The 23,765-nt window shown below is 45.0% G+C and carries 24 protein-coding genes and 1 pseudogene; 12 read left to right on the top strand and 13 right to left on the bottom strand.

Features of this window, described 5'->3' with window-relative positions; genetic code table 11:
* Positions 1-7 precede the first annotated feature (7 nt).
* Both R7Z41_RS11665 and putP read left to right on the top strand, forming a co-directional pair.
* A complete protein-coding gene (locus R7Z41_RS11665; protein ID WP_005383557.1) occupies positions 8-715 on the top strand; it encodes a 1-pyrroline-5-carboxylate dehydrogenase in 708 nt (235 codons plus the stop codon).
* Between the two features lie 136 nt (positions 716-851).
* Positions 852-2,345, top strand: a complete 1,494-nt coding sequence (gene putP, locus R7Z41_RS11660) for a sodium/proline symporter PutP (protein WP_005374582.1) — start codon at positions 852-854, stop codon at positions 2,343-2,345.
* A 124-nt stretch (positions 2,346-2,469) separates the two neighbouring features.
* Here the strand turns inward: putP and R7Z41_RS11655 are convergent, their stop codons facing one another.
* The gene (locus tag R7Z41_RS11655; RefSeq protein WP_017820066.1) at positions 2,470-3,003 is read right to left on the bottom strand and encodes a GNAT family N-acetyltransferase; all 534 of its coding nucleotides are present in this window, start codon (positions 3,001-3,003) and stop codon (positions 2,470-2,472) included.
* Positions 3,004-3,151: 148 nt separating this feature from the next.
* Here R7Z41_RS11655 and R7Z41_RS11650 point away from each other — a divergent pair, with 148 nt between their 5' ends.
* Positions 3,152-3,391 (top strand): RNA recognition motif domain-containing protein, encoded by a 240-nt coding sequence (locus R7Z41_RS11650; RefSeq protein WP_005374587.1) that lies wholly within the window; start codon positions 3,152-3,154, stop codon positions 3,389-3,391.
* A 91-nt stretch (positions 3,392-3,482) separates the two neighbouring features.
* On the opposite strand, the gene R7Z41_RS11645 is transcribed toward R7Z41_RS11650, so the two are convergent.
* A complete protein-coding gene (locus R7Z41_RS11645) occupies positions 3,483-3,917 on the bottom strand; it encodes a hypothetical protein (RefSeq protein ID WP_215810126.1) in 435 nt (144 codons plus the stop codon).
* A 5-nt stretch (positions 3,918-3,922) separates the two neighbouring features.
* A pseudogene (locus R7Z41_RS11640) lies at positions 3,923-4,198 on the bottom strand (GNAT family N-acetyltransferase); the annotation flags it as partial.
* Between the two features lie 358 nt (positions 4,199-4,556).
* Between R7Z41_RS11640 and R7Z41_RS11635 the strand changes: the two are divergent.
* Positions 4,557-4,805, top strand: coding sequence for a hypothetical protein (locus tag R7Z41_RS11635; RefSeq protein WP_130545664.1), 249 nt, complete (start codon positions 4,557-4,559; stop codon positions 4,803-4,805).
* A gap of 292 nt (positions 4,806-5,097) precedes the next feature.
* Positions 5,098-5,574 carry an Lrp/AsnC family transcriptional regulator gene (locus tag R7Z41_RS11630; RefSeq protein ID WP_005374595.1) on the top strand — a complete coding sequence of 159 codons (477 nt, stop codon included), beginning with the start codon at positions 5,098-5,100 and terminating at the stop codon, positions 5,572-5,574.
* 103 nt (positions 5,575-5,677) lie between these two features.
* Here R7Z41_RS11630 and R7Z41_RS11625 read toward each other — a convergent pair whose 3' ends face one another.
* Together R7Z41_RS11625 and R7Z41_RS11620 are read right to left on the bottom strand one after the other, a co-directional pair.
* On the bottom strand, positions 5,678-6,385 hold the full coding sequence (locus R7Z41_RS11625) for a DUF445 domain-containing protein (RefSeq protein ID WP_005383549.1): 708 nt from the start codon (positions 6,383-6,385) through the stop codon (positions 5,678-5,680).
* 592 nt (positions 6,386-6,977) lie between these two features.
* Positions 6,978-8,828 carry an ABC transporter ATP-binding protein gene (locus R7Z41_RS11620; protein ID WP_054578587.1) on the bottom strand — a complete coding sequence of 617 codons (1,851 nt, stop codon included), beginning with the start codon at positions 8,826-8,828 and terminating at the stop codon, positions 6,978-6,980.
* A gap of 404 nt (positions 8,829-9,232) precedes the next feature.
* Between R7Z41_RS11620 and R7Z41_RS11615 the strand changes: the two genes are divergently transcribed.
* Together R7Z41_RS11615 and R7Z41_RS11610 are read left to right on the top strand one after the other, a co-directional pair.
* Positions 9,233-10,234 carry an arginine deiminase-related protein gene (locus R7Z41_RS11615; RefSeq protein ID WP_005374598.1) on the top strand — a complete coding sequence of 334 codons (1,002 nt, stop codon included), beginning with the start codon at positions 9,233-9,235 and terminating at the stop codon, positions 10,232-10,234.
* Positions 10,235-10,499: 265 nt separating this feature from the next.
* Positions 10,500-11,738, top strand: coding sequence for a DEAD/DEAH box helicase (locus tag R7Z41_RS11610; protein WP_225477240.1), 1,239 nt, complete (start codon positions 10,500-10,502; stop codon positions 11,736-11,738).
* A 55-nt stretch (positions 11,739-11,793) separates the two neighbouring features.
* Here R7Z41_RS11610 and R7Z41_RS11605 read toward each other — a convergent pair whose 3' ends face one another.
* A complete protein-coding gene (locus R7Z41_RS11605) occupies positions 11,794-12,498 on the bottom strand; it encodes an MOSC domain-containing protein (protein WP_025768698.1) in 705 nt (234 codons plus the stop codon).
* 111 nt (positions 12,499-12,609) lie between these two features.
* On the opposite strand from R7Z41_RS11605, the gene R7Z41_RS11600 reads away from it, so the two are divergent.
* Together R7Z41_RS11600 and R7Z41_RS11595 are read left to right on the top strand one after the other, a co-directional pair.
* Positions 12,610-13,425: an AraC family transcriptional regulator gene (locus R7Z41_RS11600; RefSeq protein WP_054575376.1), complete on the top strand. Its 816-nt coding sequence runs from the start codon at positions 12,610-12,612 to the stop codon at positions 13,423-13,425.
* 88 nt (positions 13,426-13,513) lie between these two features.
* A complete protein-coding gene (locus R7Z41_RS11595; RefSeq protein WP_225477242.1) occupies positions 13,514-14,506 on the top strand; it encodes a zinc-dependent alcohol dehydrogenase family protein in 993 nt (330 codons plus the stop codon).
* A 73-nt stretch (positions 14,507-14,579) separates the two neighbouring features.
* Here the strand turns inward: R7Z41_RS11595 and R7Z41_RS11590 are convergent, their stop codons facing one another.
* The 3 genes from R7Z41_RS11590 to R7Z41_RS11580 all read right to left on the bottom strand — a co-directional run bounded on the left by R7Z41_RS11590 (position 14,580) and on the right by R7Z41_RS11580 (position 16,779).
* Positions 14,580-15,275, bottom strand: coding sequence for a VC0807 family protein (locus R7Z41_RS11590; RefSeq protein ID WP_005383527.1), 696 nt, complete (start codon positions 15,273-15,275; stop codon positions 14,580-14,582).
* A gap of 166 nt (positions 15,276-15,441) precedes the next feature.
* The gene (locus tag R7Z41_RS11585; protein WP_262679022.1) at positions 15,442-15,972 is read right to left on the bottom strand and encodes a sigma-70 family RNA polymerase sigma factor; all 531 of its coding nucleotides are present in this window, start codon (positions 15,970-15,972) and stop codon (positions 15,442-15,444) included.
* A 120-nt stretch (positions 15,973-16,092) separates the two neighbouring features.
* Positions 16,093-16,779, bottom strand: a complete 687-nt coding sequence (locus R7Z41_RS11580; protein ID WP_005383525.1) for a DJ-1/PfpI family protein — start codon at positions 16,777-16,779, stop codon at positions 16,093-16,095.
* 126 nt (positions 16,780-16,905) lie between these two features.
* On the opposite strand from R7Z41_RS11580, the gene R7Z41_RS11575 reads away from it, so the two are divergent.
* Both R7Z41_RS11575 and R7Z41_RS11570 read left to right on the top strand, forming a co-directional pair.
* Entirely contained in the window at positions 16,906-17,862 is a 957-nt protein-coding gene (locus R7Z41_RS11575; RefSeq protein WP_170893908.1) for a LysR family transcriptional regulator, read from the top strand.
* Positions 17,863-17,989: 127 nt separating this feature from the next.
* A complete protein-coding gene (locus R7Z41_RS11570) occupies positions 17,990-18,529 on the top strand; it encodes a CAP domain-containing protein (protein ID WP_169628474.1) in 540 nt (179 codons plus the stop codon).
* A 79-nt stretch (positions 18,530-18,608) separates the two neighbouring features.
* Here R7Z41_RS11570 and R7Z41_RS11565 read toward each other — a convergent pair whose 3' ends face one another.
* The 4 genes from R7Z41_RS11565 to R7Z41_RS11550 all read right to left on the bottom strand — a co-directional run bounded on the left by R7Z41_RS11565 (position 18,609) and on the right by R7Z41_RS11550 (position 23,183).
* A complete protein-coding gene (locus R7Z41_RS11565) occupies positions 18,609-19,028 on the bottom strand; it encodes a VOC family protein (RefSeq protein ID WP_005374615.1) in 420 nt (139 codons plus the stop codon).
* 929 nt (positions 19,029-19,957) lie between these two features.
* The gene (gene ahpF, locus R7Z41_RS11560) at positions 19,958-21,526 is read right to left on the bottom strand and encodes an alkyl hydroperoxide reductase subunit F (protein ID WP_005374617.1); all 1,569 of its coding nucleotides are present in this window, start codon (positions 21,524-21,526) and stop codon (positions 19,958-19,960) included.
* 335 nt (positions 21,527-21,861) lie between these two features.
* Entirely contained in the window at positions 21,862-22,419 is a 558-nt protein-coding gene (gene ahpC, locus R7Z41_RS11555) for an alkyl hydroperoxide reductase subunit C (RefSeq protein ID WP_005374632.1), read from the bottom strand.
* Positions 22,420-22,724: 305 nt separating this feature from the next.
* Complete coding sequence (locus R7Z41_RS11550; protein WP_206949177.1) at positions 22,725-23,183, bottom strand: MarR family winged helix-turn-helix transcriptional regulator; 459 nt, start codon at positions 23,181-23,183, stop codon at positions 22,725-22,727.
* A gap of 138 nt (positions 23,184-23,321) precedes the next feature.
* On the opposite strand from R7Z41_RS11550, the gene R7Z41_RS11545 reads away from it, so the two are divergent.
* On the top strand, positions 23,322-23,744 hold the full coding sequence (locus R7Z41_RS11545) for an organic hydroperoxide resistance protein (RefSeq protein WP_005374640.1): 423 nt from the start codon (positions 23,322-23,324) through the stop codon (positions 23,742-23,744).
* The last annotated feature ends 21 nt before the right edge of the window (positions 23,745-23,765 follow it).

Here is a 23,765-nt window from a genome sequence, read left to right as displayed (position 1 = left end):
TCGCATTATGGTTCATCAGATCACCTATTTTAAAGATGCATTCTCTGCGTGGGAGCAGTGGAATCTGACTGATTTTGATTACAAATGCGAGCATGTTCTGGCATTTAAATCTGCACTAGAAGGGCAGCAGTCTACCGTTGCCAAAGTGGTTTCTTACCACTTGCAACAAGCATCAGCTCTTCTTGCAGAAACTCACCAGTTAGTTGGCCCTACAGGGGAAACTAACGAACTGTATGCCGCAGGACGCGGTGTGGCTTTGGTGATTTGTGAAAACAACATCGAGCCTGCTGATAATGCGTTATACAGTGCTTTTGCGATGATCACCTGTGCCTTAATTGCAGGCAACAGTGTGGTCGTTTGCAGTGACAATGCAGAGCTAAACCAATTGGTTAAGCAAGCTGTAGCGTTGGCAAACTTCCCATCTAACTTAGTCCAGGTTGTTGCGTACGATGCGTCTGCCCCGTTGCTTGAGAGCGATGTACGTAGTGTGGGTTATGTTGGGCGTTCACAGGTTGAGCATGCGCTCAATCTTCAACTAGCTAAGCGTGACGGTGCAATCGTCGGCTTAGTTTCTGAAACGGATTTAGAGTCACCGAAATTGGCTCATGATCCTCATCTCTCGTTGCGCTTCATTACTGAGCGCACTCGAACGATAAATATTACCGCGGTGGGTGGTAACGCAACTCTACTCGAGTTGGGGAACGAAACTCACTAACCTGACTTGTAATGCCAATCTGGAGTAACTGGACTGAGAGCCGGTCCAGATTGGTTTTTTATACTCTGATGTATTGCTGAGACGGTAAAATATCAGGGCAGGCAAGGAAGGAAATAATTATAACGAGGACTATCTAATGATAGAAAATAGCTTTGCTATCACGTCCACTTTTGTGGCGTATTTACTGATTATGGTTGCTATTGGCGTTTACGCGTATAAGAGGACTTCCAATTCATCTGACTACTTCCTAGGTGGCCGTAGCCTAGGTCCGTGGCCTGCTGCATTATCTGCAGGTGCTTCAGACATGAGTGGTTGGTTGCTGCTAGGCTTGCCTGGCTATGCGTACGCTGCGGGTATCGAGGCCTTCTGGTTAGCCGGCGGTCTACTTCTTGGTACATGGGCAAACTGGCTCATCAGTGCAAAACGCCTCCGTACCTACAGTATCCAAACTGACGCGCTAACGTTGCCAGAGTTCCTGTCACGTCGCTTCAACGATAAGTCGAAACTGATTCAGACAATCTCTGCGTTTTTCATTCTTCTATTTTTCCTTTTCTACACCAGCTCAGGTTTGGTCGCAGGGGGCAAACTGTTTGAGACGGTATTCGGTCTAGATTATACCTACGCTGTTATCATCGGTACGGTGTGTGTCGTTTCTTACACACTATTCGGTGGTTTCCTAGCGGTATCTTGGACTGACTTAGTGCAAGGTCTGCTAATGGCGGCTGCGCTAATGATTGTTCCTATAGCGGTAATGGACGGTGGTTTAGGTCAGCTAAGTTCTGATCTACATGACATCAACCCAGAACTTGCAACGCTATGGAATGACGCGAAAGGCGAACCATTGTCTGCGATTGCCATTATCTCTCTAGCGGCGTGGGGCCTTGGTTACTTTGGTCAGCCACACATCCTAGCGCGTTTTAAAGCGTCTCGTTCAAACAAAGATCTAACGACTGCACGTCGTATCGCAGTGATTTGGACGGCACTATCTATGGTTGGTGCAATGCTTGTTGGTCTTGTTGGTCTGGTTTGGGTTACGGGTCATCCGGGTACTCAACTAGAGGACGGTGAGAAGATCTTCATGCTATTGGTTAACGCAGTATTCCACCCTGTCGTTGCGGGTATGTTGTTAGCAGCAATCCTAGCGGCGGTAATGAGTACCGCTGACTCACAGCTCCTTGTTTCATCTTCAGCGCTTGCAGAAGATTTCTACAAGCAAGTATTCAAGCCAGAAGCGTCTTCTGAAGAAATCGTAATGATTGGTCGTATCGGTGTTATCGTTATTTCGCTTGTTGCGCTATTCCTAGCGATGACGCCTGATAGCTCAGTACTCGGTCTTGTATCTTACGCTTGGGCTGGTTTTGGTGCGGCATTTGGTCCTGCGGTTGTACTTAGCCTTTACTGGAGCGGTATGAACCGTAACGGCGCGTTAGCAGGTATTCTTGTTGGTGGTATCACTATCGTAGTTTGGAAGCAGCTAACTGGCGGTTGGTTTGATGTGTACGAAATCGTACCGGGCATCATCTTCTCTACGCTTGCCATCATTGTGGTAAGTAAAGCAACGGGTGGTGCTGCGCAAGACGTGTTAGACCAACACCAGTCGTTCGAGAAAAAACTGGTTGAACTAGACTAGTAACTTCCCGTATATGAACACAAAGCCCGCTATTTTAGCGGGCTTTGTTTTATCTGAAACTTAATTAACGTTAATGGTGGTAGCTTGAGATCAGAGCTTAGCATTGCTCGGTTAGATTGGAGTGTTAGTCGCGACGAATTTTGGCGTAAATAACGGTGTTACTCAGCTCTCCCGATGTGGTAAGACGTTCGTTTCTGAGCTCTCCTTCGAACTCATAACCACAGCGCTCGGCTACAGCCCGGCTCTTTTGGTTGGTGCTATCAGCATGAATTGCGATTCTCTTGGCGCCCAAGTCATCAAACGCATAGCGCTCAACTTCGAGCACAGCCTCGGCAACATAACCATTGCCAACGGCAGCATTATCTAACCAATAACCTATCTCAAAGGATGGTACGTCGGGATCTCGAATCATCAAGCCGACCGCACCCAGTAAGCGATCGCTTTCCTTTTCAATGATGTAGTAACGCAGCTCTTCTTCGAAGTTTTCAAAGTTTGCGATGGCTTTCTCTGTCCCTTCTATCATCGCTTCTAATGTCAGCACATGAGGCACCCACGGCAGATAGACTTCGAGAGTCTTTTGGCTGCGAACGACAGCTTGATGCGCCTCTTCGGCTCGTTCTAAACAAGCAGGGATGAGTTTGAGACGTTTCGTTTCCATGCCGACTCTCCTATGGGTGAAAAATGAACGGAAAATCATTTAAACAGATGTACTTAGAATGATCTAGTCAACGCCGTCATATTATTCACTTGGTTTGCCAGAGAGAAACTGAGAGAATCGAACCGTTATCAAACCAACTAGGTTCATTATGAAACTTTTAGTAAGAAACTTGGCTCGTCACATGACCGAGCAAGATATCCGCAAATTATTCTCAGCGTACGGCAAAGTAGAACTGTGTTCGCTAGTGCTTGATCAAGACACGGGTTTGTCGAAAGGCTTCGGTTTTGTCATCATGCCGGACGAAGCAGAAGCCATTTCTGCTCTTGAAGCACTGAATTTGACGAACGTAGAAAAAAGCAAAATTCGCGTGAAAGTCGCACAAGACTAACACAGAGAAAAGCCAGCGTTATTGCTGGCTTTTTTGTCTTTCTATTTAGAGACCAAATTGGCAACATTCTAGAATGTCTTCTCTTTTCGTTTTAGCGAGATTGATCATCAATTCTCTCTTCAAGTTGTTTCATTAAATCCTTTAACTGTAGAGAATCGAAATTGTCTGAATTCGGCACTTGGTAAGCGTCGTTGACTGTGTAGAGCATCAAACTTTTGCTAGAGAAGAACTCTTTCTGTATTTGGACTTTGACAATGTCATCAAGAGGTAGACGGAAGTAAACCGTTGAGCCCTGGCGGTACTTCAAGGTGTTGGTGCTTGCATCGATATCTAGCGTTTTAGGATTGAACGCGCGGCGCGTGAAGTACGTTGAGAGCAGTTTCAATCCTATTATTGTGAGTGCTACGAGTCCAAACTCGACGATCTTGTCTGCTAGGCAGGAAAAATAGAACAGCGACAACAATACAGTTCCTAGCAAGAAAGGGTTGTTCTTGGGCAGATTTTGTGAAGTTTCATGGATGATCATCCGACATATCCCTCTTCTATACGCGGTAAACTCACCGCACCAAGTAACTCCTCAGTGTTTCGCAAGGTAATAGCGTACGCCACGCCTTGATGCTGCTGATACATCGGATCGTGCCTATCTATCCATGCTTGCGCCATCGGTCGCTCATAAGGATGAGGGATGTTTGCTGTCATGTCGGCAATTCGCTTATCTCCAGCGAGTAAAGCCACTTGTTGGCAGTCATCGATATTGAATGGCCGGAGGATGAGTCTTTCGGTAGTGAGAATCGGTTGTATCGTCATGCATTTCTTCCTTGATGAGACGGCTATAGCTGCTAGCAACTGGTTTGCGGGGTAAATCGAGATAACAAGGCGTCTCGAAAGCTCGATCTAGCCAGGCGTGTAGTTGTCATGCGCCTTACTAAATAATAAGCCCGAACAATTGCTTATGTGTAATGTGTCGTATTATTACACACATAAGCACGTTTGCTCATATTGATGGTACAAAAGTTGAGGTCTGACCAATGTCTCAGTTTTTTGATACTTTCGTTCAATTTTTTGAAGATAGGGCACAAAAAATTAAAGGAGCTTTTTAATTGTGGAATTATTTTGAACAAAATATGTCAATTGTCAGTAGGACGAAAAAGTAGGGAGAAGAGAAATGCCGGATATATATTGCGCAGCTTGTAGAAAATCAACGCAACATAAAGTGATTATGAAGCGTTGCGAGCCTCAGTCTGTTGAGTCGTTAACAGGCAAAATGGTGAGTTTTACACAGCTGATGGCGAAATTTGTATCAGGTGAACATTATTACGAGATGGAGCCTCAATACTACTGCCGTTGTTGTAATCATCGTGCAATTGGAGAGGTTGTTCCACATCCTACACGGCATACATCGGCCGCACTCTAATTCTGAGTGATAGCCATGATTAATGGCTAATTAGGGGGGCGTTGCCCGAACGACAGATCTATACAGGCGTATCATGCGCTTTCAAATTTGCGACTCCGCGGGAGCCGCTAGGTTGCTTTTTCTCTTCATATCACGGTTACTAAGTGAGCGGCAATAATCATAGCTCTTTCCCTCCTTCGTTGTTTTCTGGTTATTCTCTGCTGAATTTCACATGCTGTGCATTTGATGGTTTGCAATTGTTTGAGCAACGATTAATGTGATGCTTTCTAAGTGGTTACAAGGAAGTGGGTTAATGAGTTATCAATTGGACCGGATTGATTTACATATTTTGAGAGTGCTTCATTCGAGAGGCAGAATTCCAGTTGTAGAACTAGCAAAGCTGATTAACTTAACGACTTCTCCATGTTCTGACCGTGTAAAGCGGCTAGAAAAAGAAGGGTATATCAATGGTTACCATGCAGAGTTGAATGCGGAAAAGTTGGGGCTGGATGTGCAAGTATTCATCCATATTCGTTTAGACCAAACCAGTTTTTCTATTTTTGAAAAGTTTGCGAAAGCGGTGGAATTGATGCCTGAAATTGAAGAGTGCTACTCGCTCTCTGGAGATTTCGATACCATGATAAAAGTTCGTGTTAAGAGCATGAAAGCGTATCAGGAGTTTATGTCGAGTAAGTTAGGCACGCTTCCGGGCGTGATTCAAACTCGTAGTGAAGTGGTCATAGAAGAACATAAAACGGGATTTGGTGTTAATCCCGAGCTCCTTGGTTAGGCGAGGCATGTGTTGAGCCTCCTTATTTAGCGTGGCTTGGTATATTACTTTTTCACGATTAAAAAAGGAGCCGAAGCTCCTTTTTTAATAAATCGGTGAGCGATTATGCCCCGATAAAGGTGCTGATAACGCCAATTAAACCACCAAAAACACCGCCCCAAACGACTAGCCAGCCAAGGTGTTGTTTGATCATCTTTTGCACCATTTCTTTAACTAATGCCGGTGTTAATTCGCTTAAACGTTGATCGATGATACCTTCAATGTTCTGCTTTATCTCATCCATCATTGCAGGAGATTCGAATTGCTCTTTCAGTGCTTCTTTGATGTTATCGCTCTTGCTCAACTCAATGATGGATTCTTGCATCTTTTCGACGAAAGGTTGGCGCATGGGTTGTAGCGCTTCCGAGCCGCCAAACATCGCTAGCATGCCACCAAACTGAGAGCCTTCAATTACTTCCACTAGGGAATCAAATGCTGGATTTAAATCTACTTTCTCAATTACTGGTTGAAGATCGATGTTCACACCGCCCGCCATTTCTTTATTCAAGAATCGGTCAATGTTCGCTTCAGTAAAAAACTGTTCCATCATTAAGTTTTTGATAGCCAGTTTAAACTCTTCAAATCGCGCGGGGATCACGCCAGAACCGTATAATCCAGGCACTTTCTCAAACAGCATATGGATGGCAAGCCAGTTGGTGATGGCGCCTGAGAACGCAAACAGCCCTGCATACCAAAGATAGTCGTTTTGTAATTGATGACCTCCAGCCATCAAAGCGATAGCGAGGACATTCGTTAGCAAACTTTTGTTCATAGTGACCAGTTATATATGAATATCGGAAAGAATAAGTGGGCCTGATTCTATACCTAAGTCACATTAAGATGCTAGGTTTTGCCGTGATGAGTAGTCTTGTAGAGAAGGGACAAAAAATGAATGTTCAGAAAAACAAAACCCGACAATCATTGTCGGGCCACTGCTTTTTCTTAGAAAAACTAAGATTCTATTTTTAATTTTAGATGCGGTAGATCTTACAACAAAGTTGGCATTTCCATCTTTCTGAGTAGCCAAATAGCTTGTCAGCCCAACTTGGTTTGAGTTGTACGATCTGCATTGAACCACATTTACACATAAGCTAATTACCTTATTGTTAATATAATAACTAAGCCATCTATTGAGTATAGCTGTTTCTCAAAAAGTGAAATGACAAATGAAGACGGCTCAATACTCTGTATTGTGTTCATTGCAATGGATACGCAACGAGGCGGTATATTAGCAGAAAAAGTGTGAGCTTTATCATGGAGAGTGTTTCATATATGAGAAACCACAATGGCTATATGAGCGTCTAGCCATGGATTAAAATAAAAAACGGCGCTTAAAGCGCCGTTTTTATTGAGCTTATCACTAGTTAAGAAGCGTGTTGATTGTCTAGTTCTTCAGCGATAAATCCGCCAGTTTGATGCGCCCAAAGCTGGGCGTAAATGCCGTTATTCGCAATGAGTTCTTGATGAGAACCTTGTTCAACGATGCTGCCTTTATCTAGCACGATGAGGCGATCCATTTGTGCGATGGTCGATAATCGGTGAGCGATAGCAATAACCGTTTTCCCTTGCATTAATTCATTCAAGCTTTCCTGAATCGCTGCTTCGACTTCTGAATCCAGAGCCGATGTGGCTTCATCCAGTACCAGCAATGGTGCGTCTTTGAGTAGCACACGAGATATTGCGATACGCTGACGTTGGCCGCCAGACAGTTTTACACCACGTTCACCAACTTGCGCATCGTATCCGGCATTACCAAATGGGTCGGTCAGAGTTTCGATAAACTCATGGGCATGCGCTTGCTTAGTGGCTTTCAGCAAATCTTCTTCTGTCGCATCTGGATTGCCATACAAAATATTGTCTCGAATTGAACGGTGTAGCAGAGAAGTATCTTGGGTCACCATACCGATCTTTGAACGCAAAGAGTCTTGTGTGACTTCTGAGATGTTCTGTCCATCGATCTTAATGCTGCCGTCTTCGACATCGTGGAAACGAAGTAACAAGTTCACCAAAGTCGATTTTCCGGCGCCGGAGCGCCCAACCAAGCCTACTTTCTCTCCTGGTTTGATGTTGAGATCGAGATGGCTAATTACGCCTTTGTTCTCACCGTAATGGAAGCTGACGTTATCAAAGTGAATGCCACCTTCAGTGACTACTAAGTCTTTTGCACCTGGTTTATCTTTAATATCAATAGGCTTAGAGAGCGTTTTCATTCCATCGACAACGGTTCCCATGTTTTCAAAGAGGGCGCCAACTTCCCACATTATCCACATCGACATACCGTTTACGCGCAATGCAAGACTAACAGCAATCGCAATCGCGCCAACGCTAATGGCACTATCCAACCACAGGTAAATCGATAAAGCAGCAACGGAAAACACCAAAATATAGTTTGAGATCTCTACAGCGACGTCGAAGCCGGTCACTAGGCGCATTTGACGATAGACCGTATTCAAAAATCCTTTCATGCCTTGCTCGGCATATTGGGTTTCGCGCTGGCTATGAGAAAACAGTTTGACGGTTTGAATATTGGTATAACTGTCTACGATGCGCCCTGTCATTGTCGAACGTGCATCGGCCTGCGCTGAAGCGACGTCTTTGAGCTTAGGGACAAAATAGATTTGGATAGCGATGTAAGCGAGCAGCCAGACGATCATTGGGATCATCAAACGCCAGTCTGCCGTCGCTAACATAATGATCATGCTGGTGAAGTAAACCGTAACGTAAACAAACACATCCATAGCTTTCATTACGGTTTCGCGCACAGCTAATGAGGTTTGCATGACTTTCGTTGCGACTCGGCCTGCAAAATCATCTTGATAGAAGTTCAAGCTTTGATTGAGCAAATACCGGTGTGCAAGCCAGCGGATAGACATTGGGTAGTTGCCCAATAACGTTTGATGAACGAGCAACGAGTACAAGATCACCAATATAGGCATGACAACCAGCAATAAGGCTCCGTAGAAAATCAAATCCGATTTGTTGTCTTGTAAGAACGTTTCTGGATTGCTGGTAGACAACCAATCAACCAATTGTCCCATGGCGCCAAACAACATTACCTCAACAACAGCCACAATTGTGGCCATCAAAGACATGATGATCAAAGGCTTTTCATAACCACGAGTGTAATAACGCAGAAAAGCGAACATCCCTGAAGGAGGCTGATCCGGCGTAGATTTGGGGAACGGCTCTGTAAAGCCTTCAAATCGTTTAAACATAACTCATCCTAAAGTTAAAACAGTGCCATTTGGGGTGGCTAAATCCATCGATTCACGCTGCTTTGGACGAAACCGCGTGTATGAGAGTTTCTTGCCTGCTCCTCGATAAAGCAGACCGATTGACGAGAGGGGCGAAAAAATAGTCTAACCGATTGTGTCTTAAATGTAACTAGTTGGTTATGAGTGTGATTGTCTATGGTTCTGATTCTTATGATGAATTCTTATCATGTTCATCACGGTGCAATAAAAGCTTAAACCTGCAAGGTGACAATAAAATTTAGGGAAAAATGAACTTAATGCAGCAAAAATTACTTTTGGGCAATTAAATTAATTGTCAAAACAGCAAAACTGAAGTTAACAATAAATTTACAATCTCCTCATTCTAGTGATAAGGAATGTATTGGATGCTATTACACGAATCAGTGACCCAATTTGCTAATGGGAAAGAAGAAAGCACGCAAAGTGCTCAGCGCCAAACCGCAAACTGCGTAGTGATGGTGCCACCGAAAGAGTTTCGTTTTAATGAAGAAACCGCACAAGATAATGAGTTCCAACATAAAGTGTCACTCAGCCAAGAAGAAGTCTCACGTCGAGTAATGGCCGAGTTCGCGAGTATGGTTGCAACGCTGCGTCAAGAGGGCGTTCAAGTTGTTGAGTTTGATTATCCAACTTCAGATGTTGCAACGCCAGACGCGGTATTTCCAAACAATTGGTTTAGCACTACGCCAGATGGCACGTTGTACACCTTTCCAATGGCCTGTGAAAACCGTCAAAAAGAAGTACGTCCCGATGCGCTTGTGGCAGCACTAGCGCAAGCAGGGCGAGAAGTTCATCGACGCAGCAGTCTAACTGAATATCTTGATGAGCAAGCGTATTTAGAAAGCACGGGTGTGATGGTGTTTGACCACCTAAATAAAACGGTCTACGCCGCACTCTCACAACGTTGTGATCGTCTGGTTTTAGAAGATTACGCCGATCGTATTGGCTATGAACGAGTGATTTCTTTCCAAACTCGTTTGCCGTCTGGTGCGCCGATTTATCACACCAATGTGATGATGGCGGTTGGCGAACAGTTTTGCGTGATTTGTGACGAAGTGATCCCAGAATTTGAGCGTCGTTTTGTAATGAAGTCACTCGCCAAAGACAAGCAAGTCATCTCAATTTCGCTTGATCAGATGAACCAGTTCTGCGGTAACATTCTGCAACTGGAAACGATCAACGGCGACAAGGTGATTGCGATGTCGCAATCGGCGTACGATGCATTCTCACCAGCACAAAGAAACCAATTGGCAACGCACGGTAAATTGCTGCCATTCGACGTTTCTACCATAGAATCTATTGGTGGTGGTTCGGTTCGTTGCATGTTGGGTGAAGTGTTCTTACCGAATCGTAAAGCTGTGCTTTAATAAACTGCACATTTCTTTTCAGCCGCAGTGAAAGGCTGACGAAGCGTTCTCTTCAAGGGTTTTTAGCCGTTAGCTCTGTGGCAGTACAGACTAACGGCTTTTTTGCGCTTTTTAGTTTTCTGACGATTTGCGTAGGTGACGCTTGGTTTAAGCGCCTAAAGTAGGATGGTTCACCTAGCAGATTGTGGTAAAGTCCGCGCCTGCGTTTTACCGCATCTTCATTATTTTTATTGCTTCTTCAACCCAAAGTACAAGGTTTTCGTTAATGCCATTTTCTACTCTCTCATTGAGTTCTGAGCTGATTCACGCACTGCCAAAAGACTTCAAGAAACCGACCGATATTCAAGCGTTGGCCATTCCTGAGCTGTTGGCTGGTCAAGATCTATTGGCTTTGGCAAATACAGGCAGCGGCAAAACCCTGGCTTATGGTTTGCCTTTGTTGGAAAAGCTGGGTGTCAATCCAGAGCAAAAAGCGCTGATTCTTGTGCCAACTCGTGAGCTGGCAATGCAAGTGAGTGAAGCAATTAACCAAGTTGGTCAAGTTCTTGAACTCAACGCAGTGTGTTTGTGTGGCGGCGTTGATAAAGAGCAACAACAGCAGGCGCTAGCGACAAATCCTCATATCCTTGTCGCGACGACAGGTCGTTTGGTTGATCTGGCAAACAACGGTTTAGACTTAAGCAATATCCATTACCTAGTGTTGGATGAGGCGGATCGTCTGTTGGATATGGGCTTTTGGCCTGACGTGCAAAATATTGCGGGGCAGATTTCAAACCAGCGTCAAACCGCAATGTTCTCGGCAACGTTTTCAGATGAGTTGAAGGGTAAAGCGAAGCTGCTTATGCAGGCACCAAAGCAAGTTGCAGCGCATCAAGAAAACAGCACCAACCAAGATATTGCTGAAACGCTGTACCTCGTCAACAAAGGCAGTAAAACCAAGGCATTGATTGAACTGATTCAAAAAAACGCGTGGACTAAGGCATTAGTCTTTATTGGTGCGAAAGAGAACGCCGATGGCTTAGCGAAGAAGCTGAATAAAGCGGGCATCTCAACCAATGCGCTGTATGGCAATAAGAGTCAAGATGAGCGAGAAGAAGCACTGGCGCAGTTTAAATCTGGGCAAATTCAGGTGTTGATTGCCACCGATCTACTAGCGCGTGGCATTCACATTGAGCAATTACCTGTAGTGATCAACTTTGAACTGCCAATGCATGCAGAAACTTACGTTCACCGAGTAGGACGTACCGCTCGCGCAGGCCAACAAGGTGTGGCGGTGTCATTGGTTTGTCATGGTGAAATGGACGCACTAAACGCGATTCGTCACCTGACTCAACGTGCATTGCTAGTGCAAGATCTGGTTGGTTTTCCAGTAACGGATAAGCCATCAACTGGCGAGAGCAAACGCGCGCCACGCGATAAAAAAGCCAACCGCCGAACTCATGCTAAGAAGAGCATTAAGCAGTTCCAAGGTAAGTCGAAACGCCCAGCCCCGAGTGCGAAGTAAACCAAAAAAACACGCTCTTGACGGCATAGTCGGTTCAGAGCATGGCTTACAAATTTTACTTTTGAGTATTAACGGCAGTTGGGACAATCAAGCGCATTTCCCAATCTTCGACTTCACCAGTTTCTAGACGGCGCTCGACCAGCTTGCCCCAAGACTCGACTAACGGCAGCTCAGACAGCTTAGTGAGTTCTTTTCTATCTAAACAGCCAGTGAAAACCGCACCCATGATACGAGCCAATGGCCATTCTGGATAAGGTCTTTCGCACAGAATAATCTCGTCACCTGCACCGATATCGCCTTCTTCCAGCACTCGGAAATACCAGCCTGTTCGAAGCGTATCTTGCAGTCTTCTCGCCATGTCGTGTTGGTCAAAGCGTACGTTAAGTTTCCAACAAGGCATGCGACCTTGCGACACTTCCAGTAGTGTTGAGCCGATGCGAATTTTATCTTTCAAGCAAATCGTGGATTCGGTGACGCTTTCGGAGCTGATGTTTTCGCCAAAGCCGCCGGCGGATTGGAAAATTGGTCTTTCGCCTAATTCTTGTTGCCAGATTGGGTAGTGTTCGCTTGGGTAAATATGAAGCGCTTTTTGAATGCCACCATGAAAGCGCGGATCACCTTGCTCATCACTGATAAAACCGAGCTCTGTTGCATGCTGGCGCTCAGGCAGCACTTGTTTGTTGATTGCGCTTTGCGCACCATGAGCATAAGGGACGGTTTTCCCTGCTAGCACTGCTTTTACGACGCCGATTTTCTTCATGTAACCTCCTTATTATTTGAATGAGAGATAAAGTGTTTACCTTCATTCGCGATGCGGAGCATGATAGCCTAGTAAACTTGTGTCGGTGTAGGGATGAAAAGACAACTAACAATGCTAACTCGCCAAATTGATTCGAAGTCAGGCGTCGTCACCTCCAATAAGATGATGGACGCGAATCCCCATTCTCCTGTTTTGGTGAAAACCATCGACATGCCAAAAGGTTACATTGATGCGCTGCATCAACACACTTGGCATCAAATCATCTTTCCTATCAAAGGGTTATTGCAAACACAAACGGAGCATTATCAGCATTTGGTTCCGCACACCTCTGCGTTATTTGTTCCTGCGGGTGTTCAACACGAGTCGATTGCTCTAAGCAACACGATATTTGTTGGTATTTACCTCAACCCTGAGTTTGGCGCAACGTACGAGCCACAAGTGAGAACCATTGCTTTAACGTCGTTTTTAAATGAGCTTTTACAAGAGATCCGCAGACAGTGTGAAGGTGAGACAAGCCACGAAGAAGTGCTGCATTTGCTGGCGGTGCTGCATGATCAAATTTTGAAACGCAACGTGCAGACATTTCAGTTATTGCTGCCACAAGACAGACGACTAAAACTGATTTTCGAGCGACTGACTGACGAGCCAGCGTTGAGCTGTTCGCTAAAAGAGTGGGGGGAGAAAATTGGGGCGTCTGAGCGTACTTTATCACGGCTGTTCGCCAAGGAATTCAACACTTCATTTCTACTTTGGCGGCAACAAATTCGGCTAATTTACTCGCTTTCTTTGTTAGATGAATCGTTGTCAATCCAAGCCATTGCAGACCTAGTGGGTTATCAAAACGACTCATCCTACATCAAAGCATTTAAAGCCTATTTTGATATGACGCCACAACAGTTTAGAGTGAACGGCGCATCGCGCAGGTAGAAGTACAGAGTTTCGACTTCACTTAATGCTTTTGAGTAGAAGTTACGAAACTTCCTTCTTGAATTTCAATTACATGGTATGAATAACAATGGCACCAACGATAAATACTCGAGTGAATCAATTCTGTTTTGGTCAACCCAAAACGTCGCTGTCGTTGGAAAAAGAGCCCCTCAAACCGCTTGCTCAGGGCAAGGTTCGGGTGCGACTGGAAGCCACCAATATTAACCCAAGTGACTTGCTTTCCATTCATGGTGTTGGGCAATACCGCCGCGTTCACGTACCACCTCGCGTGCCGGGGTTTGAAGCGGTTGGGCGTGTGGTGGAAGTCAGTGCTGTTGGTCAAACTGGCTTTCAAGTTGGGCAAAAAGTGTTGGTGGCGATGAGTGGGACTTGGCAATACTACATCGATGCTTCGCCCGAGAATCTTTTTCCGTTACCTGAAAGTTTGGATAACGGCTATGCCTGCCAGTTGTACATCAACGCGCTAACCGCGTGGGTGATCACCACTAAAGTGGCTAAGTTGAACAAAGATGATGTGGTGATCATCAATGCAGCAGGGTCAGCGATCGGTAAGATATTTGCCCAGCTCGCCTATTCACTGGGTTTTAAACTGATTGCTGTGACTTCAAAGCCAGACGAGTATCCGTACGATACTATTCCAGTGTTGGACGCGAAGAAAGACTTACAAGCGCAGCTGCAAACGCGCCAACTGCCACAACCAACGCTCGCTCTGGACGCGATAGGTGGTGAGGCTGGCACGGATCTCATTCGTACCTTGAAAGAAAATGGCCAATACATCAACTACGGAACATTGTCGTTAACGCCTTATACGCCTGAGTTTTTTGAATCGATGAAGGCCAACAACATCGACTTTAGTACATTCTTTTTGCGGTATTGGGAAGAATCGGTAGGTAAAGGCGGGAGAAAGACGGTGTTCGCTGAAATGTTAGAACACTTTATTAGCAGCGACATAAAGTTAAACGTTGCATATGATCTGCCGTTAGAGGACTTTCAAACAGCGATTGAAATGGTTGAGCGACGCTTGTCAGCAGTGTCAGGAAAAATCATTTTGACGCTGTGAATTACAGTGAGCCTGTTGAGAAAAGGGAGGATAAAATCCTCCCTTTTTTATGGGTTTACTTGTAATGATTGGGCTATTTTAGATGGAAGATTTGCTCTGTTTCGAGCGATGTCATCGCACGTACTTGACGCCAAATGTAATAAAAAATACCGAACATCATCAACATACTTGGGATGGCAATCATTGGGTAACTGTACAGCGTCATTTTCCCTAACTCTTCGTTAAAGGCAGCAGTACCAGAAGGGCTAGTCACAATCCAAGTCGCAAGGAAGTAGTTCATTGCAGATGAGAACGCAAAAGTACTTGCAAACAAGTAGTTAGAAGACATAAGGCAACGTTCGAACGCATCGGTTTTACCATTTTCTTTTAAACGTTGGTTAATCAACGCGAGATTCAACACTGTGTCATTCAGTACTAACTTCTGCATCAGTGGGTAGCGGGTAAACGTTGAACCCAAAACCGCTAAACCGATCAGGCCAGGAATCAGGGCTTCTTTTAGTGCTAACCAGCGTGTATCAAGCTCTAACAAGCCGATGCCACCAGTTAGTAGAACACTGATAAAGCCCAGAGCAGAAATAAAGTTAAATTTCTTGTTACGGACAAGGTCCATACCGCCATAAATGATAGGAAATAGCAAAGCGACAACCAGCGCCATTGCTGTCCCTAGATGCTCATCGCCACTAAACTTCATCAAAATGAAGGAAGGGATAAATACGTTGAAAAGGATTTCAAATAAGGGATTCGGCTTTTTCGCCGTCGTGTTACTCATAATGTTTTACTGACTCTACTCTATGTCGGCTGTTATTGTACTTTGACAAGAAGTGTTCATCTAGTCGCGCTTGATGTAAAGCGTTAAAGCGTCGAGTTGTGTAACGACTTATGAAATAGACCGGAGCATAGCCAGTTAGTTTACATGGTTGACTACTTTTTGTGTCTTAATGACTCTCCTTCTGTGCGATGATCTGATTACGCGCTCTGAATAATCGAGTCGCCACTGTGTTGTGGTTGAGCCTCAAGGCTTGGGCAATTTCATCATGATTCAACCCAGCCACTAAGCTCAAGAGCAACGGCTCTCGGTATTTGGGTTCGAGAATCATCATTTGTTTTTGAAGCCAATCTTGGGCCATGTCGTAGTCACTGCCAGGGTAGGTTTTTGTCTGTATTGCACACTCATCAATGTCGACAAAATCGTACTGTTTTCTATCAAAGCGCCGAGCATTCTCACGACGCAAAATAGTAATGAGCCAAGACTTCGCGGCGTTGGGGTCATTTAATTTATCAAAGAATCGCCACGCTTTCAGAAAGGTTTCTTGCGCTAAATCTTGAGCAAGGTGGTGATCTTTGCATAACCAATACGCGAGATGGTAAATCTCTTGGTATCGATCTTTCGTCAGTGCTTCGTAACGTTTATGTTTTTCCATAGCATTAAGATAAAAAGTTTGGAGAGCACGTTGTGTCTGCCAGATGAACGACAACCCTTTTTATCGCTTTTACAGTGATAAAAAGGGTTGTTCGATTAGGAAGACAAATTCGAAGAGTTAACCTTCCAAATATCGAAGGGTGACTCTGATTTCTTTCTTACACGCTTAAAATGGTTGGTTGGAAAAGCGTGAGTACTGGATGGCATCTGCGACTTCCTGAGCTTTAGACTCTGAAGTCATAAGGTGAAGTAGCTTAAGAGCAGCTTGATAGCTAACTAGGCTACCGTTCGAAGTGATAACGCCATCATCAATGACAAAATTCTGGTCGACTTGTACTTTGACTGCTGGGTAATCTCTTTGAAAGCCGTTTTCACCTCCGGCCCAAGTTGTTGCTTTTTTGCCGTTTAAAAGGCCAGCTTCGGCTAACAAATACGCGCCAGAGCAATTACTTGCCATCCAATCTGCCGCCTTTGAGGTAGTTTTAATAAAGTGAATGAGATCTTTATTTTCGATTAGTGCATCCATGTCATAGCTGGATGTTAAAACCAATACGTCGAGTTCCGGCAGATCACCAATCCAAGCATCCACACCAATTTTTAATCCTTCTTCAGTGGTGATGGTTTTCTGATCTGAGACGGAAATGGTGAGCACGTCATAATCACTAAACCAAGTGAGACGACTTGCGACGCCAAAAACCTCTAAAGGCGCAGTAACATCAGAGGTCAGTACGCCATCGTAAACCAGAATACCAATTCGTTTATCTGCGGCATGTGCTGTTTGAAGCATCCCAAAGAATAGGACTAGTGTCGCTATCAATAGTTGTAGTGCATTCTTCAATCCGTTTTTACCCATGGTTTTTTCCTCGTTAACAGAGCATCAAGTTATTGAGGTTCATTATATTTAGGCTAATTAGTGATTGAAGAGCCACTTGGTCTTTACTAAAGTGAATAAAATTCATGAATAGAGTTCATTGGTTATATGGATAAGATACGGTCCCTACGATTTTTTATTGCCACTTTAGATGGCGGTAGTTTTGCTGCGGCTGCCAAAGTGTATGGCACTGACCCTTCGACCGTGAGTAAAGCCATACATCGTCTTGAAAGCGATTTGGGTATACAGCTTTTTCAACGTTCTACGCGACAGAGCCGCCTGACAGAAGCTGGTCGTAGGTACGCAAATACTGCTAGGTTTGTACTGGAGGAGCTGGCGGCATGTGAGGATTCATTAAAAAGTCACAATGATGCGCTTTCAGGGCAGCTTAAGATTAATGTGCCAGTCTCGTACGGTCGCCTCTATATTCGTCCTTTATTAAAAGAGTTTTGTCGCCGCTACCCTAACATCACTATCGATATTCATTACGATGACGCCTACGTTGATATTATTGAGCAAGGTATTGATGTGTCGATTCGCTCTGGTGTCGTTCACGATAGTCAATTGATTGTGCGTCAGCTGAGCCCTATCGATTTTATCATTTGTGCCAGTCAGGATTACTTAGCGCGCCATGGTGTTCCGAGTGGCCCGGATGTATTCAATGACCATTCTTGGGTTCGTTTTCGTTTTAAACAAACGGGGAAACTGTTGCCGATTCGGATGCCAGAACCAGACGGTGCGAGTGAATATGACCCCGAAAGAAACTACATTGTAAATGATGGTGAATCCATGGCAGAGCTTTGCGCAGAAGGTTTAGGGTTAACTCAGATTCCTCACTTTATCGCGAGAGATTGGCTCAAAGCAGGGCGTTTAGTGCCGATATTTCCGAGCATGCGTCAAGCAGGAAATGGCGTGTATCTTCTCTATGCTAACCGGGAATATGTGCCTGCCCGAGTGAGGGTGTTCATCGATTTTATCACTCAAGCAATACAGGATATGGATGAAACGCCATTCCATACGTGGGCTGAAACGTTGCCGATTTACCAACCGAACCAAGGTGATTGAAAACTTCATGTGAGTCTTTGGTTAAAACACCCCAAGCCATATGGTGCTTTTATCGGTTTTTGTTAGGTTATTGTGCGTTATTATCGAAAAGCGCAGTTTGCTCTTCGTCACTCATAAAGGAAAGACAATGCCAACTAAGATCTTAGTGCCAGTTTTGGCTCTACTTCTCAGCGCATGTGGCGGCGACGGGGAGTCGTCAGCACCTGTAGAAAACGGCTCTCAAAACACAGGTTCCACATCGTCACAAGGTACATTTGCCGAGCAGATGCTCGCAGCGGTCAACAGTGCTCGCTCTACTACACAACAGTGTGGCGCAACCACCATGCCACCTGTTGGGACCCTGACTTGGAGCTACGATTTGGAAAGCGCCGCTTATCGACATTCAAGCGACATGGCGAACAGCGATTTCATGAGCCACACAGGCTCTGATGGCAGCAAGATGTCAGATCGAGTTAACGCAACGGGCTATGCTTGGAGCGCCATTGGTGAGAATGTCGCCGTAGGGCAAAGCACCATTAACGCCGTCGTTAATGCTTGGTTATCGAGTGAAGGTCACTGCCTTAATATCATGAGTGCGGATTTTGATCAGATGGGCGCGTCGCTTGTCGAAAATCACTCTGCACGTTACGGGTATTACTGGACTCAGGTTTTTGCCAAACAGCGCTAATGCGATAAAGAAGCCCGATAGATAAAAAATAAAACGCCAGCAGTCACTATCTGCTGGCGTTTTATTATTTACATCTCTTTTAGCTTGTCAGGTTACGAAGTTTTGGGTCATCCGCCAGGTATTCAACAAATTCAATCTCAAAACCTGCAGGGTCAACAAAATACACATTTTTGCGATATGGTTCATCAGCACCAGGTTGGGCAATCGGATAACCTGCATCGGTTAGTCTTTTGATGATTGCATCGACGTTGTTGGTCACATAAGCAAAATGCGCTAGCCCAACTTGGTGCCCGCTCAACTCGCGGTTTTCTCCTTCGCCATGGTCACTCATGGCTATGTATTGATACTCGTCGCCAAAATGTAGCCAGTTTCTTGGTTTGCCACTCCATTCGCCTTTACCTTCATCACGCACGTACCAATGTGGAAATGCAGTTTGGTAAAACTTCAGCATTTCAGGGATATCTTTCACGACTAAGTTAATATGTTCTAGTTGGATCATGATGTGCTCCTTTTTGTCATTTTCTAGCCAACGATGAATATGCTAAAACCTCAAGTTAAGTTGAGGTAAAGGGCTTTTTTAAAATTTTTTAGGGTTGATATCTTTGGATCTGGATACATTGAGAGATTCGGTGGGTTTGGTGCTTTGAATCTGAGAGTTGGGTTAGGGGCTTGCAACCTTGTTTCACCTTTTGTTTGTTCGTGTTCTTGCTAATCATTTTCGATCGAGTTTACGGTGAGTAGATTCCCAGTCTCACCTAGGTTCGCGGGAATGACGGAAAGAGAGTGTTAAACGAAGAGCGTCATTCTGAACGAGCCTAAGCGAGTATTTAGAATCTATTTGCAGCGCGTTTTGATGCCGGTGGAGTGAATTGAATTATCTGTGACTGTAAAACTTGCCACCTGCACTCGGAATGCTGAGATCTTAAGAGTTTGATATAAGCGAAGGTTAGATGGGATTGGTGGTTTGAGGTTGAGAGGAGGATCATGTTCATGAACCCTCCAACCGTTGATGCGTCACGTGTATGTGTGTGAATGTCTTTCGTTCGAGCTTTAGGTAGGTAGATTCCCAGTCTCACCTAGGTTCGCGGGAATGACGGGAAGAGAACGCTAAACGGACAGCGTCATTCTGAAGGAGCCTAAGCGAGTATTCAGTATCTATTCGCAGCGCGTTTTGATGCTGGTGGAGTGAACTGAATTATCCGTGATTGTAGAGCCATTCCCTCCAGTTTGAACTCGGAGCGCTGAGGGATTTGCTTACACCTCTCCCCAAACAAAAAAAGCCAGCAGTTAATACCTGCTGGCAAAGTCTTTGGGCTTCTAGGTTTTTTTGATTTTATTTCTTGTTACTCATCGCTGTCACGGTGCCCCGATTGGTTTTCCGGGGAAGAAAACACAGCACCGTGCGCTTTGTGCTCAAGAAATTGGAGATTAACCTTGCTTACGGATCAGGTAGTCAAATGCGCCTAAGCTTGCTTTTGCACCTTCACCCATCGCAATGATGATCTGTTTGTAAGGAACGGTTGTTGCGTCACCCGCTGCGAACACACCTTCTAAGCTAGTATCGCCACGGCTACCGACTTCAATTTCGCCACGCTCAGATAGCGCTACTTCTGAATCTTTTAGCCATTCTGTGTTTGGTACTAGGCCGATTTGAACAAAGATACCTGACAGTTCAATCTCTTTGATTTCATCTGTGTTGCGGTCTTTGTACTTCAAGCTTGTTACGCGAGTACCGTCACCCACCACTTCAGTAGTTTGCGCCATCGTAATGATGTCTACGTTTGGTAGTGAGTTCGCTTTGTCGATAAGCACTTGGTCTGCGCGAAGTACGTCTGCGAATTCAAGAACCGTTACGTGTTCTACGATACCAGCAAGGTCGATAGCGGCTTCGATGCCTGAGTTACCACCACCGATAACCGCAGTTTTCTTGCCTTTGAACAGTGGGCCGTCACAGTGTGGGCAGTACGCGACACCTTTGTTGCGGTACTCTTGCTCACCCGGAACGTTCATTTCACGCCAGCGTGCACCAGGGCTTAAGATGACACTCTTACTCTTCAGCGTTGCGCCGCTTTCAAGTTGGATGTGAATCAAACCATCTTCTGTATGTGCTGCGCCCATTAGCTTCTCAGCTTGTTGCTCAGTCACGACGTCTACGTCGTATTCTTTTAGGTGTTCTGCTAGGTCTGTTGCCAGTTTTGGACCTTCAGTACGTTTTACCGAAATAAAGTTCTCAATTGCCATGGTGTCCATAACCTGACCACCAAAACGCTTAGCAACAACACCAGTACGAATACCTTTACGAGCGGCGTATAGAGCAGCTGCGCTACCACCAGGACCACCGCCGACAACAAGTACATCGTATGGGTCTTTTTCGCTTAGTGCTTTCGCGGCTTTCTCGCTCGCGCCGTCATCCACTTTGTTTAGGATTTCAGTCAGAGACATACGGCCTTGACCGAATAGCTCACCGTTCACGAATACACTTGGTACGGCCATGATGTCGCGTTGTTTCACTTCATCTTGGAACAAACCACCGTCGATCATGGTTGCTTTTACTTTCGGGTTGATCGCCGCCATCATGTTGAACGCTTGAACCACGTCCGGACAGTTTTGACACGACAGTGAAATGAAGATTTCTACGTCTAGATCTTTGTCTAATGCTGCGATTTGCTCAATCACTTCCGGTTCTAGTTTGATTGGGTGACCGCCAGAGTGAAGCAGTGCCAATACTAGAGAGGTAAATTCGTGACCCATTGGCAAGCCTGCAAAGCGTAGTGCTGTGCCTTTTGCTGGGTTAGTTACCGCCATCACTGGTTTACGTGCGCTTGCGTTGTCGTCACGTTCAACGGTGATTAGGTCGCTCATCTCTGCGATTTGGTTCGCTAGAGACAAAATGTCATTCGATGCTTTGCTTTCATCTAGACTAACCACTAAACGAACTTCTTCTTTTACATTAGCCAGATATTGTTTGAGTTGTTGTTGGATCGCTTGGTCTAACATAGTTGTTACTACCTTAATTAAATAGTTACCAATCAAAACAAGTATTTGTTCATTCTTGCTAGCTAAAATCGTTGATAACTGCGTTATAGATTTTGTAGTTAGAGTAACTAGCTATCGAAAATCTATGCCTGGTTCTAAACGATTTTTTCTACGCAATTACTGCACACCTACTTATTCAGATAGGTAATAAAAAGTGGTTACTGTAGATAAAACCTGAGGGGGAGAGAGCAAATCAGGCAGAAGGTCGTCAAGGTATCTAACCTGAAGTGCTCTCTAATTCAGTTCTAATCAGAAAAAGGAAATCGGGAACTGATTAGAACTTAAATTTCAGTGGCTTAGATTTTGCCAACTAGGTCTAGTGATGGAGCTAGTGTCTCTTCACCTTCTTTCCATTTAGCTGGGCAAACTTCGCCTGGATGTGCTGCTACGTATTGAGCTGCTTTCACTTTGCGTAGTAGGTCTTCTGCGTCACGACCGATACCTTCAGCAGTGATTTCCATTGCTTGGATAGTACCTTCTGGGTCGATTAGGAACGTTGCACGGTCTGCAAGACCTTGACCTTCACGCATCACACCGAAGTTGTTTGTGATGTTGCCTGTTTGGTCGCCAAGCATGTAGTACTGAATCTTACCGATTGTGTCTGAGCTGTCGTGCCATGCTTTGTGAGTGAAGTGTGTGTCAGTTGATACTGAGTAAACTTCTACGCCACGTTTTTGTAGCTCTTCGTAGTGGTCTGCTAGGTCGCCCAGTTCTGTTGGACATACAAACGTAAAGTCTGCTGGGTAGAAGAAGAATACTGCCCATTTACCTAGAACGTCTTGTTCTGTTACTTCAACGAATTCGCCGTTTTTGTACGCTGTAGCTGCAAATGGTTTGATTTGAGTATTAATCATAATTTACTTTCCTTTGAATGTTTTAAGCTGAGCTGTTGTTGCTTTCGGAAAGTATATTCTCATCGGAGTGTGTTTAAGGAAAATCGCTTGTAACTATCCTATTGATAGCCATTTCCTATTTCACTTGATAGGGAAATCCGATGTAAGAGGGGTTCCTTTGATAGGTTTTATTGAAGATGAAGGCAGAGTAGCAATAGAGAATAGCGGTGATGACCTTAAGTGGATCGTCTGAATAAGATCGAAAGAGCCTGCATCTCGGCAGGCTCTTTCTAATAGGAAGCTGGGAAGCGAATGCTTCTATTTTTTTAGCTCAGATTGTCGAGCACTTTGCCACACAACTTCTTCAGCATGATCATTTCATCCAACTCTAAGGTGATTTTACACATCATGGCGTTTGGCACTGACTTGGCTTGTTCTTTAAGGTCACGACCTTGTTCTGTTAGGTTGAGTACGCGAACGCGTTCATCGGTTTCACTTCGGCCGCGTTCTACATAACCTTTTGCTTCTAAGCGTTTGAGCAGCGGTGTGAGTGTGCCAGAGTCCAAATGCAGTTGTGATCCCAGCTCTTTCACGCTGGCACCGTCTTTCTCCCACAGCACCATCATCACTAAGTACTGCGAGTAAGTCAGATCAAGCTCGTCCAGCAACGGGCGGTAAGCTCGGATCACTGCATTTGCTGCGCTGTAGAGCGGGAAGCAAACTTGGTTTTCGAGTAAGAGTTTATCGTTGTCGGTCATGGTATTGTCGGTGTAACACTGGCTCATTGGTGTTGCCTACCTGCTTACAGAGAAAGAGAGTTATAAAATAAATTGTGCACAATATAGTTGCAAACTATCTTCACTTCGATGTAAGATTGCAAGCAATTAAATTGTGCGCAACTTAAATTAAGGAAGGACACTCGCATGACTACTCTATACAAAACTCAAGCTACCGCTTTGGCTGGTCGTAATGGTCAAGTAAAAACTGATGACGGTCTTCTCGATCTAGAGCTGTCATACCCGAAGGAAATGGGCGGCACAGGCGCAGCAACTAACCCAGAACAGCTGTTCGCAGCGGGCTATTCAGCGTGTTTTTCTAACGCGATTTTGCACGTAGCACGTGAAGGTAAAGTAAACCTGAAAAGCGCTCCTGTAACGGCAGAAGTGGGCATTGGTCCAAATGATAACGGTGGCTTTGCACTGACAGTGAGCCTAGCGGTAGAGCTAGACATGCCACAAGAACAAGCGCTAGAGCTAACGCGCATTGCACACCAAGTTTGCCCATACTCAAACGCAGTTCGTGGCAACATTGATGTGGCAGTAACGGTAAACGGCGAAGCGATTTAAGCGGGTCTTACCACGGAACAA

Origin of the sequence: Vibrio sp. 1457, from assembly GCF_033340195.1 — a bacterium.
GTDB classification, from domain to species: Bacteria; Pseudomonadota; Gammaproteobacteria; order Enterobacterales; family Vibrionaceae; genus Vibrio; species Vibrio alginolyticus.
Note: the sequence above shows the minus strand (reverse complement) of the source record. Positions and strands in the feature narration are given on the sequence as shown.